The 18,156-nt window shown below is 30.5% G+C and carries 17 protein-coding genes; all 17 read right to left on the reverse strand.

Annotation, left to right across the window (positions count from 1 at the left end; translation table 11 throughout):
• Nucleotides 1-110: 110 nt before the first annotated feature.
• The 17 genes from NNC19_RS04220 to rbfA all read right to left on the reverse strand — a co-directional run bounded on the left by NNC19_RS04220 (nucleotide 111) and on the right by rbfA (nucleotide 18,155).
• A complete protein-coding gene (locus NNC19_RS04220; protein WP_143314924.1) occupies nucleotides 111-371 on the reverse strand; it encodes an HPr family phosphocarrier protein in 261 nt (86 codons plus the stop codon).
• Between the two features lie 127 nt (nucleotides 372-498).
• A complete protein-coding gene (locus tag NNC19_RS04225; RefSeq protein ID WP_072894170.1) occupies nucleotides 499-759 on the reverse strand; it encodes a stage V sporulation protein S in 261 nt (86 codons plus the stop codon).
• Between the two features lie 181 nt (nucleotides 760-940).
• Nucleotides 941-2,479 (reverse strand): ribonuclease Y, encoded by a 1,539-nt coding sequence (gene rny, locus NNC19_RS04230; RefSeq protein WP_310937372.1) that lies wholly within the window; start codon nucleotides 2,477-2,479, stop codon nucleotides 941-943.
• A gap of 363 nt (nucleotides 2,480-2,842) precedes the next feature.
• Nucleotides 2,843-3,895: a recombinase RecA gene (recA, locus tag NNC19_RS04235; RefSeq protein WP_310937373.1), complete on the reverse strand. Its 1,053-nt coding sequence runs from the start codon at nucleotides 3,893-3,895 to the stop codon at nucleotides 2,843-2,845.
• 176 nt (nucleotides 3,896-4,071) lie between these two features.
• Nucleotides 4,072-4,662 (reverse strand): CDP-diacylglycerol--glycerol-3-phosphate 3-phosphatidyltransferase, encoded by a 591-nt coding sequence (gene pgsA, locus NNC19_RS04240; protein ID WP_310937374.1) that lies wholly within the window; start codon nucleotides 4,660-4,662, stop codon nucleotides 4,072-4,074.
• Nucleotides 4,646-5,983 (reverse strand): 30S ribosomal protein S12 methylthiotransferase RimO, encoded by a 1,338-nt coding sequence (gene rimO, locus NNC19_RS04245; protein ID WP_310937375.1) that lies wholly within the window; start codon nucleotides 5,981-5,983, stop codon nucleotides 4,646-4,648. Before rimO ends, pgsA begins: the two co-directional genes overlap by 17 nt.
• Before the next feature lie 70 nt (nucleotides 5,984-6,053).
• Nucleotides 6,054-8,444, reverse strand: a complete 2,391-nt coding sequence (locus NNC19_RS04250) for a DNA translocase FtsK (protein WP_310937376.1) — start codon at nucleotides 8,442-8,444, stop codon at nucleotides 6,054-6,056.
• Between the two features lie 108 nt (nucleotides 8,445-8,552).
• On the reverse strand, nucleotides 8,553-9,347 hold the full coding sequence (locus tag NNC19_RS04255; protein WP_310937377.1) for an ATP-dependent Clp protease proteolytic subunit: 795 nt from the start codon (nucleotides 9,345-9,347) through the stop codon (nucleotides 8,553-8,555).
• 100 nt (nucleotides 9,348-9,447) lie between these two features.
• Nucleotides 9,448-10,647: an aspartate kinase gene (gene dapG, locus NNC19_RS04260; protein WP_310937378.1), complete on the reverse strand. Its 1,200-nt coding sequence runs from the start codon at nucleotides 10,645-10,647 to the stop codon at nucleotides 9,448-9,450.
• A gap of 18 nt (nucleotides 10,648-10,665) precedes the next feature.
• Nucleotides 10,666-10,950: a YlmC/YmxH family sporulation protein gene (locus NNC19_RS04265; RefSeq protein ID WP_310937379.1), complete on the reverse strand. Its 285-nt coding sequence runs from the start codon at nucleotides 10,948-10,950 to the stop codon at nucleotides 10,666-10,668.
• A 66-nt stretch (nucleotides 10,951-11,016) separates the two neighbouring features.
• Nucleotides 11,017-12,318, reverse strand: coding sequence for a pitrilysin family protein (locus NNC19_RS04270; RefSeq protein WP_310937380.1), 1,302 nt, complete (start codon nucleotides 12,316-12,318; stop codon nucleotides 11,017-11,019).
• Nucleotides 12,319-12,431: 113 nt separating this feature from the next.
• On the reverse strand, nucleotides 12,432-14,540 hold the full coding sequence (locus tag NNC19_RS04275) for a polyribonucleotide nucleotidyltransferase (protein WP_310937381.1): 2,109 nt from the start codon (nucleotides 14,538-14,540) through the stop codon (nucleotides 12,432-12,434).
• A gap of 83 nt (nucleotides 14,541-14,623) precedes the next feature.
• Nucleotides 14,624-14,887 carry a 30S ribosomal protein S15 gene (rpsO, locus tag NNC19_RS04280; protein WP_143314913.1) on the reverse strand — a complete coding sequence of 88 codons (264 nt, stop codon included), beginning with the start codon at nucleotides 14,885-14,887 and terminating at the stop codon, nucleotides 14,624-14,626.
• Between the two features lie 126 nt (nucleotides 14,888-15,013).
• Nucleotides 15,014-15,934, reverse strand: a complete 921-nt coding sequence (locus tag NNC19_RS04285; protein ID WP_310937382.1) for a bifunctional riboflavin kinase/FAD synthetase — start codon at nucleotides 15,932-15,934, stop codon at nucleotides 15,014-15,016.
• A 15-nt stretch (nucleotides 15,935-15,949) separates the two neighbouring features.
• Entirely contained in the window at nucleotides 15,950-16,825 is an 876-nt protein-coding gene (gene truB, locus NNC19_RS04290) for a tRNA pseudouridine(55) synthase TruB (protein WP_310937383.1), read from the reverse strand.
• Nucleotides 16,822-17,799: a bifunctional oligoribonuclease/PAP phosphatase NrnA gene (locus NNC19_RS04295; protein WP_310937384.1), complete on the reverse strand. Its 978-nt coding sequence runs from the start codon at nucleotides 17,797-17,799 to the stop codon at nucleotides 16,822-16,824. Before NNC19_RS04295 ends, truB begins: the two co-directional genes overlap by 4 nt.
• 5 nt (nucleotides 17,800-17,804) lie before the next feature.
• The gene (gene rbfA / locus NNC19_RS04300; RefSeq protein WP_310937385.1) at nucleotides 17,805-18,155 is read right to left on the reverse strand and encodes a 30S ribosome-binding factor RbfA; all 351 of its coding nucleotides are present in this window, start codon (nucleotides 18,153-18,155) and stop codon (nucleotides 17,805-17,807) included.
• Nucleotide 18,156 lies beyond the last annotated feature (1 nt).

Consider the following 18,156-nt stretch of genomic DNA (forward strand, 5'->3'; position numbering starts at 1 on the left):
ATATAACGCGACTGAAAGCTAGATAAAATCTAGCTTTCAGTTTAAGATTTTTTTATACTTTCCTTTACATTAAAAAAAGGTTCCAAATGGAACCCTCTTCTCTTTATTAATTAATCTTCTAAGTTTTCTACTAACTTAGCAATTTCTTCACAAGCTAATGCTTCGTCATCACCGCTAGCTATAACCTTTATTAAAGAATCCTTAGTAACAGCTAATGATAAAACACCAATTAAGCTCTTAACATTTGCTTTTTTACCATTGAACTCAATGCTTACATCAGACTTAAATGATGAAGCCTTTTTTACTAATAATGTAGCTGGTCTAGCATGTAATCCAGTACCATTCTTTACTAAAACCTCTTTTGAAACCATTGTATTCACCTCTTTAAATAAACTATAAGTATTCACTTAACTTTTATTATTATATATGACTTTGAAAATAATTTCAATACCCTATTTAGCTTTCGTTAGAGTTCCAAATATGTCCATATTACAGCATTTATCTAGGTTGTATAATTAATTTTATTGCCGTTCTTTCTTCCCCATCAATTTCTATATCAGTGAAAGCTGGCACACAGACAATATCTTTCCCACTTGGTGCTACAAATCCACGTGCTATCGCAATAGCTTTTACTGCTTGATTAATAGCTCCTGCACCTACTGCTTGTATTTCTACTATATTCTTTTCTTTTATTATAGCAGCTAAAGCACCTGCTACTGAATTTGGATTTGATTTTGTTGAAACTTTTAATACTTCCATTTTTATTATTCCTCCTAGCATTTTACTAACCGTTTACATTTTAGAGTTCACCGTTTACATTTTAGAGCTCACCCAAATCATGCATACTTATTATATTCTACCTGTGTTATTAAATTCCTTCTTTTTTTTATTAATTTTATAAAAAAAATACATTTTGAAAATCAAAATGTATTTTTAAACTTTATTTTGCAAAATCAACTGCTCTAGTTTCCCTAATAACATTGATTTTAATTTGACCTGGATATTCTAATTGTTCTTCGACGCTCTTTACAATATTACGTGCTAGTTCTATTGCTCCAGAATCGTCAACATGATCTGGTTTAACAATAATTCTAATTTCTCTACCAGCTTGAATTGCATATGACTTCTCTACACCTTCATAAGAATTTGCAATTTCTTCTAACTTTTCCAGACGTTTGATATATGCTTCTAAGGTTTCTCTTCTGGCACCTGGTCTTGCAGCTGAAATAGCATCTGCTGCCTGAACCAAAATAGCTTCTAAAGATTCCATCTCCACATCTCCATGATGGGCTGCGATGGCATTTACTACAACAGAAGACTCATGGTATCTCTTCGCTAAATCCCCACCAATTAAGGCATGAGGACCTTCTTGCTCCTGATCTACGGCCTTCCCTATATCATGTAATAAACCAGCTCTTCTAGCTAGAGTAACATCTAAACCTAATTCTGAAGCCATTAAACCAGCTAAATACGAAACCTCTATGGAATGTTTTAAAACATTTTGACCATAACTAGTTCTATATTTCAATTTTCCAAGAAGTCTTATTATCTCAGGATGTAGCCCATGTACTGAAGTTTCAAGAGCTGCTTGCTCTCCTTCTTCTTTAATATCATTTTCAACATCTTTTTGAGATTTCTCAACCATCTCTTCAATTCTAGCCGGATGAATCCTTCCATCCACTATTAACTTTTCTAGTGCCATTCTAGCTACTTCTCTTCTTATTGGATCGAAGCTTGATAAAATAACTGCTTCTGGAGTATCATCAATAATTAAATCTACTCCTGTTAATGTTTCAAGGGTTCTAATGTTTCTTCCTTCTCTACCTATGATTCTTCCCTTCATTTCATCATTTGGTAAAGCAACTACTTGAACAGTAGTTTCGGATACATGGTCAGCAGCACATCTTTGAATAGCTGTTGTTACAATTTCTCTAGCCTTCTTATCTGCCTCTTCTTTAGCTCTACCTTCGATTTCCTTAATCATTAAGGCAGCTTCATGAGTAATCTCCTTCTTGATTTCATCTAATAGGATTTGCTTAGCTTCTTCACTAGAAAGACCAGATATTCTTTCGAGTTCTGCTCTTCTTTTTTCACCAAGCTCTCTAATCTCAATTTCCATATTATCGATTTCAATAACTCTCTCATTAAGTGCATCATCTTTCTTTTGAAGAGTATCACTTTTTTTATCAAGTAACTCTTCCCTTTGAATCAATCTTCTTTCAAGTCTTTGAAGTTCATTTCTTCTTTCACGAGAATCTCTATCTAAATCAGTCCTTAACTTATGAACTTCTTCCTTTGCTTCTAATATCGATTCTTTCTTAGCTGCTTCTGCTTCCCTTTTAGCCACAACTAAAACTTCGTTTGCCTCATTTTCTAGCGATTCAATCTTCTTTCTTGATGCTGTTTGAATGCTTTTATATGATATAAAGCCTAATATAAACAGCACAAATATATCTATTATTATTAAATACGTTGGCACGTAAACACCTCCTAGCTTTTACTATCTATTTTTAATAAGTAAGCGTAGTTTTGGTGTCATATCTTTCTCACTAATAGTAAGAATGTGATAAACCAGTATTTGTTATTATTTTATCTGAAAATTAGAATTATGTCAAGTTTCATGAATAATAGTATACTTAAATATAAATTCTCATAAAATCCCCTACATCTTTAGTTTTTCTATAATTTTCTTATGATTCCACTTAAAATTCTTATGTAAATTTTTACTCAAGTTTAAAATAAATCATATAACACTACTTATTCTATTACCAAATAAATAAAATATACACCTTATTAGCCAAATTTCTAAATAATACTTAACTAACAAGGTGTATTTCTATTTTTATTCTTTTTTACTCTTATTTTCTTGTGCAGGTACTGCTTTTAATTTTGCATTTGCTGGTAAATTATACTTTTCTCTTATTTGGTTTTCTATATCTAAAGCAACTTCTGGATTATCTGCTAAGTATATCTTAGCATTTTCTCTACCTTGCCCAAGTCTTATATCCCCATAAGAGAACCAAGCACCACTCTTTTGAACAATCTCTTCCTTAACTCCAACATCAACTATATTTCCTGTTCTTGAAATACCTTCATTATACATAATGTCAAATTCTGCTTGTTTAAATGGTGGTGCAACCTTATTTTTAGTGACCTTTACTCTTGTTCTATTACCTATAATTGCATCACTTGTTTTAATTGAATCTATTCTTCTAACATCAAGTCTTATCGATGCATAGAATTTCAAAGCTCTACCTCCAGTAGTTGTCTCTGGACTTCCAAACATTACCCCTACCTTTTCTCTTAGCTGATTTATAAATATAGCAACACAATTTGTCTTCTTAATTGTACCAGTTAGTTTTCTTAATGCTTGAGACATTAATCTAGCTTGAAGTCCAATATGAGAATCCCCCATCTCTCCTTCTATTTCAGCTCTAGGTACTAAAGCAGCAACTGAATCTACAACAAGTACATCTATAGCTCCAGATCTAACTAAAGCTTCTGCAATTTCAAGCCCTTGTTCCCCTGTATCTGGTTGTGATACTATTAGGTTTTCAGTGTCAACTCCTATTTTTCTTGCATAACTTGGATCTAATGCATGTTCTGCATCTATAAAAGCAACAGCCCCACCTTTTTTTTGTGCTTCTGCAGCAATATGAAGAGCAACTGTAGTTTTACCTGAACTTTCAGGCCCATATATTTCAATTATTCTTCCCTTAGGGACTCCACCAACTCCAAGTGCTATATCTAAATCAAGACATCCTGTAGAAATAACATCTATAGCTAAATGGCTATCTTCTCCAAGTTTCATAACAGATCCTTTGCCAAATTGCTTTTCAATCTGACCCATAGCACTTTCAATAGCTTTTAATTTATCCACATTTATATTACTCATTTTACTTTACACCTCTCTACTTCCGAACTTATGTTCTGTATTTATTATAATATATGATTTTTGCTTAGTCAATAAAAACACTATTATTTCCATATATTTTTATTGTACCCTCAATCAAACAGGCTTAATCATCATCAATTACTTCAATAAAATAAGAGTTGCTTATGCAACTCTTATTATTTTTCAGTTGAAATAGTATTTTTATTTTTTCTGAAATAATCTACTCCAGATACTATTGTAATTATTACAGCTACATCTAATAGTATTTGAGGCATATACTTAAAGAATACTTTAAAAAATTCTATATTGGTTACTAGACTTCCTAAATATGCTGATTCAGCTATATTTACCTGTAAAAGTAAAACTATAATCGCTACAATTTGAATCACTGTCTTTATCTTTCCCCACCAACTAGCTGCAATTATTTTTCCTTCTGATGCTGCTATTGTTCTAAGTCCAGATATAGCAAATTCACGAGCAATTATCACAAAAGCTGCCCAAGCTGGGACTACTTGAAGTTCAACTAATGAAATTAATGCTGATGTTACAAGCAGCTTGTCTGCTAGGGGGTCCATGAACTTGCCGAAAGTAGTTATTTGATTTCTACTTCTAGCTATATAACCATCTAGCTTATCTGTTAATGATGCTAATATAAATATAAATGTAGCAATAAATGTACCATAAGGAATAGCTTTAGCTGCTATAAAAAGTAAAAAAACAGGAACTAAAAAAATTCTACCTAGGGTTAATTTATTCGCAAGATTCATAATCTACAACTCCTACTAAATCATATTCTGTACAGCTAATCACCTTAACTGATACAATTGTGCCTTTTTCTATCTTTTGAGTACTTTTAAAGAATACATTTCCATCTATTTCTGGAACCATCTCGTAATTTCTTCCATAATAATACTCTCCATTATATCCTTCCACAAGAATATCATAAACATTATTAATTTTCAATTCATTTATTGATTTAGAAACTTCCTTCTGTATTTCCATAAGTTTTTCTTCACGTATACCCTTAATTTCTTCTTCTACTTGATCTTGCATATTTGCTGCAGGAGTGCCTTCTTCTCTTGAATATCTAAACACACCAACTTTATCTAATTTATATTCTTTTAAAAATTCCATTAATTCATTAAAATCTTCATTACTTTCACCTGGGAACCCTACAATTAAAGAAGTTCTTAATGTAATATTCTTAACTTTCTCTCTCAATTGCATAATTTTATTAATAATATCTTCTTTAGAAGTTTTTCTTCCCATAAGTTTAAGTATATTATTACTAATATGTTGAATTGGTAAATCTAAATATTTCATCACCTTATTATTAATTGCTATTTCATCTATAAGTTCTGAATATATTTCTTCTGGATAACAATATAATACCCTAATCCACTTGATTCCCTCAATGCTTGAAAGTTCTTTTAATAATATATGAAGTTTCTTTTCTCCATATATATCACTTCCATAAAGAGTTGTATCTTGTGCTACTAATATAATTTCTTTTACTCCTTTTTTGCTAAGCTCTCTAGCTTCTTTTATAATATTTTCCATCTCTCTACTTCTAAATTTTCCTCTTATCTTAGGAATTATACAATAAGTACAGAAATTATTACAACCTTCTGCTATTCTGATATACGCTGTATATTTATCTGTGGTTAATAATCTCTCACCCTCATTAATGTTTTCATCAGAATAATTTACTTCAAGAGATTTTTTCTCATTAGTTATATACTCTCTAATAAATTCGTCTATCTTTGTATAGTCATTAACCCCAAGCATTATATCAATTTCAGGCATTAATTCACTTAACTCTTTTCCATATCTTTGAGTTAAACATCCTGTAGCTATTAAAAGCTTACAATTATATTTTTCTTTATATTTAGCCATCTCTAATATAGTGTCAATAGATTCTTGTTTTGCCTTTTCTATAAAACCACATGTATTAACAATAATAATGTCAGCCTCTTTGGCATTATTAGTAATTTCATATTCTTTGCTCATTGTGCCTAGAATAATTTCTGAATCAACTCTATTTTTATCGCAACCTAGGCTTACCATACCCACTTTATATTTTTTCAAGTTATTTTCCTCCTGCGTATCCATTATGTTTATAAAATTAATTTTATTACTCTTTATTAATGATTACAAGTTAATTTTCCTTTTCATTTTCTGAAGAATTCATTAAATCTCCCTTACTTATTAATACCTGTCTAGGTCTACTTCCATCCTTTGGAGAAATAACTTCCCTCTCTTCAAGCTGGTCCATTATTCTAGATGCTCTATTAAATCCTATTCTAAGCCTTCTTTGTAAGAATGATGTTGATGCTTGTTCATAACTTACAACTAATTTTATTGCTTCAGATAGTAATTCATCTACATCTTCTCCACCTTCACTTGTACTTGTTCCTTCTGCCTCATTATTTATATGATCTAATATTGATTCTTCATAAATTATTTCTTTTTCATCTTGTTTTATAAATTCAATTACTTTTTCAACCTCTTCTTCAGAAATAAAGCAACCTTGAACTCTTTGAGGTTTATTTTCTCCTACAGGAGCATATAACATATCTCCTTTACCAAGCAATTTTTCTGCTCCTGAACTATCTAAAATAGTTCTTGAGTCTACTTGGGATGAAACAGAAAATGATATTCTTGATGGTATATTAGACTTAATAACACCAGTGATTACATCTACAGATGGTCTTTGGGTTGCTATAACGAGATGCATTCCCGCAGCTCTTGCCATCTGTGCTAAACGTCCTATATAGTCCTCTACATCATTTGCACAAACCATCATTAAATCTGCAAGCTCGTCTACTATTATTACTATATAAGAAAGTTTTTCTTCTATTCCACCCTTTTCATATAGAGCATTATATGAATCTATATTTCTTACACCTTTTTCTGCAAACAAATTATATCTCTTTGTCATTTCATTAACAGCCCAATTTAAAGCTGCAGCAGCTTTTTTAGGTTCTGTAACTACAGGAATCAAAAGATGTGGAATTCCATTATAAACATTTAACTCAACAACCTTTGGATCAACCAATAAAAGCTTAACTTCATCAGGAGAATATTTATATAACAAACTTATTATTAGTGTATTAATACATACACTTTTACCTGAGCCTGTTGCCCCTGCAATTAATGTGTGAGGCATTTTACTTAAATCTCCAATAACACACGCTCCCCCTATATCTTTTCCTAAAGCAAATGCTAATTTCTTATCTGAATTTTTAAATTCATCTGTGTCTAATACCTCTCTTATAAATACTGGAGTTTGCTTTTTATTTGGAACCTCTATCCCCACAGCTGCTTTACCAGGTATTGGTGCTTCAATTCTAACCCCTGATGCTGCAAGTCCTAATGCAATGTCATCAGCTAAATTTACTATTTTACTAACTTTAACTCCAGGGCTAGGTTGTAATTCAAACCTTGTTACAGAAGGTCCTTTGGTTACTTGGAGGACCTTTGCTTCAACTCCAAAGTTTCCTAGTGTTTCTTCTAATTTATTAGCACTTTCTATCAATTCCTTTTTATCAGAGCTATTTAACTTAGTTTTCCCATTAGGATTAAGTAAATCAATATCTGGAAATACATATTCTTTAGTCTCTTTCTTGTCATTAGTTCCACTAATAGTTTCATCTATTTCTTTACTAATAACATCTTTTATTTGATTATCAAGTTTATCTTTTTTATTGCTTTTTTCTGTAATTGGACTTTTTTCTGTAAAACTATTTAAAGAAATATCACTCTCTTTTTCAAATGCTGTTTCCAATTCCTCATCAATTGGTGAATTTTTCATAAAATCCAATATCTTTATTTTATGATTAACATCCTTTAAGAAGTCGGTTTTAGTCTTTTCTTCTTCATCATTTGATTTAGTTTTAATTTTAATATAATCATCATTGGAACTTTCTTTTTTACTTTCCTGCCTTTTTGGTCTCTTTTGAAATTTGTATTCTCTACTTTTATTTTTAGCAACCTGCCCAACTTTTAATAAAGAAAAATCAAAAGTCAATATTGAACCAATAACCACAAGCGCTGCATATATAATATATGAGCCTACAGCTCCTATAAGCTTAAATACAGGAAATGTTATAACATACCCAAAAATTCCTCCATTTAATTCTTTTTTTCTTTCTGCTACTAAATTAAATAATGCAATAAAATTTTCAGCAAAATTATTTGGATTTTTTACAGCTTGTATATATATAGTACTACACATTAAAATCACTACTATTATAAATAGTGTAACTCCATAAAATCTTTTTCCAAGTGTAATATTACCATGTTCTTTTATATAGATATAGCCTAAGTACATAAAATAAATAGGCAATACATACGATCCTACTCCAATTAATAGATAACATACTCTTTGTGCAAAATTTGATAAAAATCCTGCTCCATTTGTATACATAGCTATTGAGGCTAATAGTCCTATAGCAATAAATATAATACCCTTTATCTCCATTACACTGCTTTCTTTGCTATCTTTTCTAGGTTTCTTACTACTTCTTCTATTGGTCTGTCTACTCACTTTATAATCACCTCACTTTGCTTATTCTACATAGCATGTCCATTTTCCTTTTGTTTAAATAAAAAATAAGATTAATTATTAGGGCACTATCTAAGTGCCCTAATAGCTTTATTTATTTTCTTCTTTTTTGACTTTTTTTCTTGGGGCAGCTTTCTTTTTCTGTACTGTTTTCTTTTCTTCATAAATTGGATCCTTTTCTTCTATTAATGAATTAAGCTTAGCTAAAGCTTGACTTGCACCTCCAACTTCATCAATAAGTCCACACTCTACTGCTTCTTTTCCAATCAGCATAGTACCAACATCATTAAGTAATGCATCTGTTTTCATCATATAGTTATTTAAATCATCATGACTTATATTAGAAGTCCTAACTATAAATTCGTTAATTCTTTCTTGCATCTTTTTAAAATATTGGAATGTTTGATCAACACCAATCACAAATCCATTCATTCTGACTGGGTGAATTATCATGGTAGCAGAAGGCGTAATAAAAGAATAGTCAGCAGATGTTGCTAGTGGAACTCCTATAGAATGACCTCCACCTGTAACTATTGATACTGTAGGTTTTGAGATAGAATTTATCATTTCAGCTATAGCCAGACCTGCTTCCACATCTCCTCCTACTGTATTTAAAATAATTAAAACACCCTTTACATTTTCATTTTGTTCCATTGCAATAAGTTGTGGTATGACATGCTCGTATTTTGTAGTTTTAGTTTGCGGTGGTGATACCATATGCCCCTCAACTTGCCCTATTATTGATAATATTTGTATTCTCTCATTAGGTGAAGCCATACTTGTACTTCCAAATTCTTTCACAGACTTCATTCTTTCTGAGTTTTCTGTAGCTTCATTATTATCTTTTTTTTCTTCTGATTTTCCTATACCTCTAAAATTTTCCATAAAAGCACTCCTCCTGTACTTTTTTATTTTGTACAGGAGGATAAAATTTATACTAAATTATTTAAATTAACAATCTATAAAGCACAGTTTATGAGTATTCTTAACATAATTTAAATGCTGTGTGCAGTGCATTTATAGCTTCACTTAAGTTTTCTCTATTAATCAAACACCATATAGTCATATGTGAATCAGCTGTTTGTAATACTTCTATCCTATTATAATTTAGAGCTTTATATATTTTGGCCATAACACCAGGAATTCCTCTCATCCCTGCACCAACAATAGCTATAGTACTTAAATCTTCTTTAAAAATTGCATTAATATTTAAACTTTTAAATAATTCCAATACCCTTTCTTTAGCTGATGCTGGAATTGTAAATATCTGTTCAGTTGGAAAAATATTTATAAGATCTAATGAAATCTTATTTTCTGCAATTACCTCAAGTATATCCTGATAACTTTCATTTCCTTTATTATCATCTAATTTTATACGAACTTGTACCCTATCATTATGACTTGTTATACTTGTTACAAGTCTACGATTCTTCTTATCTCCAACATTATTAATAACTGTACCTTCACAATCATTCATAGTATTTTTTATAACTAAAGGAATATTCCCTATTTTAGCAATTTCTACTGCATTTGGATGAATAACTTTTGCTCCTTGATCTGCTAATTGAAATACTTCATCATAACTTAATACATTAATTAATGAAGCTTCTTGTACTATTCTTGGATCAGCTGTCATTATACCATCTACATCTGTATATATCTCAATTTTTTCCGCATCTAAGCCAACACCAACAATAGCAGCTGAAGTATCACTCCCACCTCTTCCTAAAGTAGTAAAGTAACCATCTTCAGTGACTCCTTGAAATCCAGTAATAACTGGCACCTTACCCTCCGCTAATATATCTAAAATTCTTTTATCATCAAAATCCTTTAATGATGCATCATTAAATTTACTATCTGTAATTATGCCAGCTTGCCCACCAGATAGAGGCACTGCATCGATTCCTTCTAAATACAACTTATTTGCCATTACTACAGCACTTATTAATTCACCACAACACATAAGTAAATCTGCTGCTAATTTATTTTCTCCCTTAAATCCACTATCCATTATTGAAAGTAATGTATCTGTTGCATATGGTTCGCCTTTTCTTCCCATTGCAGATACTACTATAACTGGATTATACCCATTACTAATAGCTTTTTTAACTTTTTCAACAACTTTTTTTCTTTTCTCATCTGTCGATACTGAAGTTCCACCAAACTTTTGAACTATTATCTTCATGTTTTTCCCCCTTGGTAACTAAATGGTTGCTTTTTTTATATCATTTTCCTCTGCATCTAATATTATAGTACGTGCGCCGATTTTTTTCACGCATTCCCAAGGAATTTCTAAAAACTCCTTAGATCCCCCCAAAAAGCCTAATTTCCCACCACTTACATTTATTATAAGAAATTTTATATTTCCTTCATCATCAATTACTAAATCATTATTTTGAAGATAATCATATTTTTCCCCATCATTAACATTTATAAGTTCATATCGTCCAATCTCACTTAATAGTTTTATACCACTTTCATGACTCATAGTATACACCTCCTAAATTCTCTACATAATTATTATGCTTTAAAAGGTGTATATATTCTATTAATTTTAAACTTGAATATCTTCTGTATAATCTTTATAGGCTTTCACTGAAGATTCTATAACATTATCTAATAAACTATAGTCTACGTTACTACCAACATATGATGAATTAATTATTCCGTTCCCAAAACATTCTTTTAATACAAAATCAATATCATCTATACTAACCTTATCTATTCTCTTTATAACTTCATCTTGAGTACTGATTTTATTTTTAAATAACACAGATTTTGCATTGCTAAACATTCTAGAACTAGTACTTTCAAGTCCTAATATATAATTTCCTTTAATCTTTTCTTTATTCATCTCTAACACTTCTTTAGTAATAGACATTTTAGAAAATTTATAAAGCTCCTTAATTATAACATCTAAAGCTTTTTCTGCGTAGTTTTTACTGAGACCTGTATAAATATTTAGCATTCCTACACCCTGAAACGCTTGAGGATAACAATAAATATTATAGCATAGTCCTAGCTCTTCTCTAACTTTTTGAAACAATGTAGAGGATGCTCCACCACCAAATATATTACTAAGCAATACTAACGCATATCCTCTTTCATCTCCATATGGCAATCCTTTAAGCCCTAAACCTATATGTAGTTGCTCAATATCTTTATCAATCGATGCTGTTCCTTTATAAATAGATGCACCTTCATAAGTTGGCACATATAAATTTTCATTTTCCCATATTCCGAAATACTTCTCAACAAGTAATTTTAACTCATCATCATTAAAATTACCGCAAATAGATAATACTGAATTATAAGGAGTATATTTTCTTTTTATAAACTCCTTAATTATGTCCTTATTAAAACTTTTTACTTTTTCTATAGTTCCTAAAATAGGATAGGATAATGAGTGATCTCCAAAAGCTATTTTTGAATGCAAATCATCCAAAGCATCTTCCGGATTATCCTCACTCATATTTATTTCTTCAATAACTACTCCTTTTTCTCTTTCTATATCTTCAGGAGCAAATTTTGAATTTAAAATTATATCAGATAAGATTTCTAATGAAAGTTCCAAGTGAGTATTTAAATTTTTTACATAATAACAAGTAGTTTCTTTACTTGTAAATGCATTTATTTGTCCGCCTAAATTTTCTACTGATGCTGCAATTTCTTTAGGACTTCTTTTATTTGTTCCTTTAAAGAACATATGCTCAATAAAATGAGATATCCCATTTAACTCTTTAGTCTCATTTCTTGACCCATTTTGAACCATTATTCCAACACTAATTGATCTAACAGAATCATTTTTCTCGGTAACTATTCTTAGTCCATTTTTTAAGGTATATAAATTATACATAAAAATCCTCCTATAACAAAAGTCACGAATCTTCTCTATATTATTATAAAGATATTCGTGGCTTCCTATTCCTACTATTATCTACAGAAAAAAAAGGCAATCATTTTGCCCTTTTATTGTTCTTTCTGTTCTTCTTGCTCTTTTAAAGCATCTTTTCTAGAAAGATTTATTCTTCCTTGACTGTCTATTTCAGTTACTTTAACTAAAATTTCATCTCCAACTGAAACAACATCTTCAACTTTGTTTACTCTTTCAGCTGCAAGTTTTGAAATATGAACTAATCCTTCTTTGTTTGGAAGAACTTCAACAAAAGCTCCAAAAGTAGTTATTTTAGTTACTTTTCCTAAATAAACTTCTCCTGCCTTAACTTCTTTTGTTAATCCTTCAATAATCTTTAGTGCAGCATTAACTCCATCATGATCTGGTGAAGATACAAAAACAGTTCCATCTTCCTTAATATCTATTTTAACTCCAGTATCAGCAATTATCTTATTAATTACTTTTCCACCTGCTCCAATCACATCTCTAATCTTTTCTGGATCAATTTGTAATGTAGAAGTCTTAGGAGCAAATCTTGATACTTCTTCTCTTGGTCCTGAAATACATTCATTCATTTTATCTAAAATAAATAATCTTGCTTTTCTTGCTTTTCTTATAGCTGTTTCTACTACATAAAAACTTAATCCTTTAAGCTTTGTATCAACTTGAATTGATGTTATCCCTTCTGTAGTACCAGCCACCTTAAAGTCCATATCTCCAAAGAAATCTTCTATTCCTTGAATATCTGTTAATACTTCTTCTTGTGATAAATCTTTAGAAGTAATTAACCCCATAGCTATACCTGCTGCTGGTCTCTTTATAGGTACACCTGCATCCAATAAAGCTAATGTAGAACCACATACTGATGCTTGAGAAGTTGATCCATTTGAGCTTAACACTTCTGAAACTAATCTTATTGTATATGGGAATTCTTCTTCTGATGGTATTAATGGTTCAAGAGCTCTTTCTGCTAATGCACCGTGTCCAATTTCACGCCTTCCTGGTCCTCTTAGTGGTTTAACTTCACCTACACTGTATCCTGGAAAATTATAATGATGCATATATCTTTTACTTGTTTCAGTTTCATCTATTCCATCTAAAATTTGCACTTCACTAATTGAACCTAGCGTTGCTACAGTCATAACTTGAGTTAATCCTCTATTGAATAATCCTGTACCATGTGTTCTTGGAAGTATTCCAACTTCACAGCTTATTGGTCTTATTTCATCAAAAGTTCTTCCATCAGGTCTTCTCTTATCATTAAGAAGCATATATCTTACTACTTCTTTTTGCATTGTATAAAGAACTTCCTTTATATCCGCCTCTTTACCTTCATGCTTCTCAGAAAATTCTGCTTTAACTTTTTCAGTAGCTGCATCAACTGCTGCATTTCTTTCATCTTTTTCTGTGATATACATAGCTTCTTTTATCATATCTGAAGCAAAAGCTCTTACATCTTTTTCAACTTCTTCATCTACAGTATATAACTCTGGTACTATTTTTGCTTTTCCTATTTTTTCCATAGCTTCTTCTTGGAAAGTAACTATATCTTGACAAGCATCAAAACCAAATTCAATAGCTTTGATCATAGTATCTTCATCTATCTCGTTTCCACCAGCTTCTATCATCATAACTTTTTCTTTTGTTGCACATACAGTTAAATGAAGAGTTGATTTTTCTCTTTCCTCTGCATTTGGATTAATTACCAACCTTCCATCTACAATACCAACTTGAACTGCTGCTACAGGCATAGTAAATGGTATAGTAGATAAACATAATCCCATAGAAGCCGCATTAATAGCTAATATTTCTGGCAAATTATCCTTTTCTACTGATACTACTGTAGTAACAACTTGAACATCATTTCTATATCCTTTAGGAAACAATGGTCTTATAGTTCTATCTACAGCTCTACCATTTAATATAGCTCTATTAGAAGGCCTTCCTTCTCTTTTTATAAAACCACCTGGTATCTTTCCTACTGCATATAATCTTTCTTCATATTCAACACTTAATGGGAAGAAATCAATTCCTTCTCTTGGCTCCTCTGATGCATTTACATTAGTTAATATTACTGTATCCCCATAACTCATGAAAATTGCAGCATTTGATAACATACCTACTTTACCAAATTCTACTTTCAATTCTCTTCCAGCAATAGTTGTGCTTAACACATTGCTCATTATAGGACCTCCCTTCAACCTTAAATTTACATATTTTTCTAATAATTTTAAAATAATAGAGCGGATTTAGCCCGCTCTAAAGATTATCTTCTTAAACCTAATTTTTTGATAATAGCTCTATATCTTTCGATATCTTGTTCTTGTAAGTAATTTAGAAGACCTCTTCTTTGTCCAACCATCATTAATAGACCTCTTCTTGAGTGATGGTCTTTCTTATGAACCTTTAAGTGTCCAGTTAATTGACTGATTCTTTCAGAAAGTAAAGCTATTTGAACTTCTGGTGAACCAGTATCTCCTTCGCTTCTTCCAAATTCTTTTACTATTTCTAATTTTCTTGCCTTATCCATGCGTATGCACCTCCAAAAATTATCCCCATAGTTCCAAGTAAGAAGATGGCACCTCCTAACATAGAACTAGGTTCCTACTGGACATTATAACAAAACATAATATAATTGTAAATCTTTTTTGTATATTTACATGTTTTTTTGCTTTTCTGCGAAGATTTTATCTTTATTGAGCTGATCCTTTAGCTCATTTATAGAATTAAACTTTATATTATCTCTAATTCTTTTTATAAAACGAACTTTTATTTCATCTCCATAAATATTTCCATTAAAGTTAAGAATAAAAGTCTCAACAGTAATAGTGTTCCCATTAACTGTAGGATTATTCCCTATTGAAGTAATTCCTTTATATTTTATATTTTTTAATAGTACATTTGTATAATATACACCATCTTTAGGAAGTAATATTGATTTTGAATACTCTAAATTTGCAGTCGGAAAACCTATAGTTCTTCCAATTTGTCTTCCATAGACAACTGTTCCTTTTAAAAAATACTCTCTAGTCAACATTTCACTAACTTTTTCTAAATTTCCATTTGAGATTTCTTCTCTAATTCTAGTACTACTTATAACTTCTTCATCAAATTTGCAAGGTTTCATTACCCAAACTTCAAAGTTATATTTAAGAGACAATTCATTTAAAAGCTTAACATCACCCATATTTTTGTATCCAAATCTGAAATTGAAACCTACTACAATTCCTTTTATCTTGAATTTCTCTATCAAATACTTCACAAAATCTTCTGGCGTTTTTTTCATAAATTCTTCAGTGAACTCTTCAAAATAAACTAAATCAACCTTTTTCTCTTTAAGAATTTCTTCCTTACTGAAATTATCTAATAATAGTTTTGGAACTGACTTTGAATTTATTAGAGTTCTAGGATGATTTTTAAAAGTATATACTATACTTTTACCCTTACTGTCTTTAACTAAATCTACTAACTTTTCAATTAAAGTAAGATGTCCTTTATGAAGTCCATCAAAACTTCCTAAAGCTATGTAATTTATATTATCTTTTTTTCTCAAACTATCATTATTTTTTGATAACATTTATTTAACCCCTAACTAGATCAAAAGCTTTTCTATCTTAAAACCAAAGTTATCCTGTTTTCCAAGTCCAATAAATATTCCGGTCTCATCATAAACTCTATAAAGCTCTCCAATCCTAGGTTTCAAGTTAAGACTTCTTTTATCTGCAACCTTCACTCCATTTATAAATAATTTAGTATATCCACTATTTATATTAATTTGTGGATACATTCTTAAAGCCTCTTCCATAGTTATGATAGAATTTTGAATATTTTCTGCACTTAAATCATTTATATTAATACTTTCTTCTTCACTAAAAATAGAAGTTTTTGTCCTTCTAAGTTCTGTCATAGTCGCTCCTACACCAAGTTTTTCTCCAATATCATAGCAAAGACTTCTTATATATGTTCCTTTAGAACAAGTAACTTCCATTGATATATAAGGTTTTGAAATATTTATATCTTTTATATCATATATATATATCATTCTTCCTTCTCTTTCAACTTCTATTCCTTGTCTTGCAAGATCATAAAGTCTTACTCCATCTTTTTTTAGTGCAGAATACATAGGCGGAACCTGAAGATATTCACCTTTAAAACTATTAATTGCATCTAAAATATCCTTACTGTCTATTTTAGATGCATCCTTTTCTTCTATTATTTCTCCTTCTAAATCATAGGTAGTTGTCTTCATTCCTAATTTAAAAGTAACAAAATAACTTTTTTCAGCCTTCATTATATAATCAATTATTTTAGTTGCTTTTCCAAGACAAACTGGAAGAACCCCTGTAGCTTCTGGATCCAATGTTCCTGTATGTCCAACTTTCTTTTCTTTTGATATTTTTCTCACCATTCTTACAACATCAAAAGATGACATTCCTTTATTCTTAAATACATTAATTACACCATTCATGAAATTATCTCTTTTTCTATTTCTTTAATTATTTGACTATTCGCTTCTTCAATGGACACTCCACTTACCTTAAGACCTGAAGCCTTTACATGTCCACCGCCTCCAAATACTTCAGCTATTCTTCTAACATCCACATCATTTTTAGATCTTAAACTTGCTTTAACTCCATCTTCCACTTCTTTTGTAACCACTGCAACTTCAACACCTTCAATATTTAAAGCCATATTTATTATATCTGATGTATCTATATTACTCATTCCAAAAGATTCAAGTGTTTCTTTAGATAAAGATATAAATGACACTTTATCATCTACTAAAAGCTTTAAATCACTTAAAGCTTCTCCTATTAATTTAACTTTATTAAATGGTTTATTTCCAAAAAGTTCATTATGAATTTTATCATTTCTAACTCCTGAATTTATTAAATCTCCAGCTATATCAAAAGTTCTTTTGGTTACATTTGAATGTCTAAAAGCTCCAGTATCAGTAACTAATGAGGTATATAGACATGAACCAATTCTCTCTAGTACTCCACTTTTACCACTAAATTCAAATTTAAATTCCTTAAGAAGTAAATATACTATTTCAGCAGTAGCTGCTGCATTTGAATCTATAAAATTATATTTACCATAACTATCATTTGAAATATGATGGTCTATGTTCATAATAGCACCTTCATATCTATCTAAGTCTGCACAAATTCTTTCCACATTTCCACAATCTAAAACTATAACTAAATCTGTCCCTTCAATTGGTTCATTAGTTTCTCCATCAATTTCATTTCCTAAAGGAAGGAAAGAGAGGTTATCTGGAATAACTTCTCTTGATATTATATAAACCTCTTTTCCTATCTCTTTAAGCCCATTTAAAAGTCCTAAAGTACTCCCAATGGCATCTCCATCTGGAGATGTATGAAATGTTAAACCAATCTTATTCGACTCTAATATAATTTTTGATAATTCTCTAAGAGTCATCCTAATTATCTCCCTTTAGTCTTCTCTAATAAACTCTCTATCTTCATTCCATAGTCTATAGAGTCATCAAGTTCAAATAAAATTTGTGGGCTATGTCTTAAATTTATTCTTTGTGCTATCTCATGTCTAACAAAACCTGCTGCACTTTTAAGTGCTTCTAGGTTGCTACTTTTTTCTTCTGAATCCTTTGCAAAAATACTTACATATACTTTTGCATATCTTAAATCCTTTGTCACTTTAACTGCAGTTACCGAAATCATAGCAGTTAATCTAACATCTTTTATTTCATTACGAATTAAATTACTTATTTCTCTTTTAACTTCTTCGTTTATTCTTCCACCTCTGTAGTTAGGCATT

Source organism: Clostridium sp. SHJSY1 (assembly GCF_031626875.1).
In the GTDB taxonomy this organism is placed as follows: domain Bacteria; phylum Bacillota; class Clostridia; order Clostridiales; family Clostridiaceae; genus Clostridium.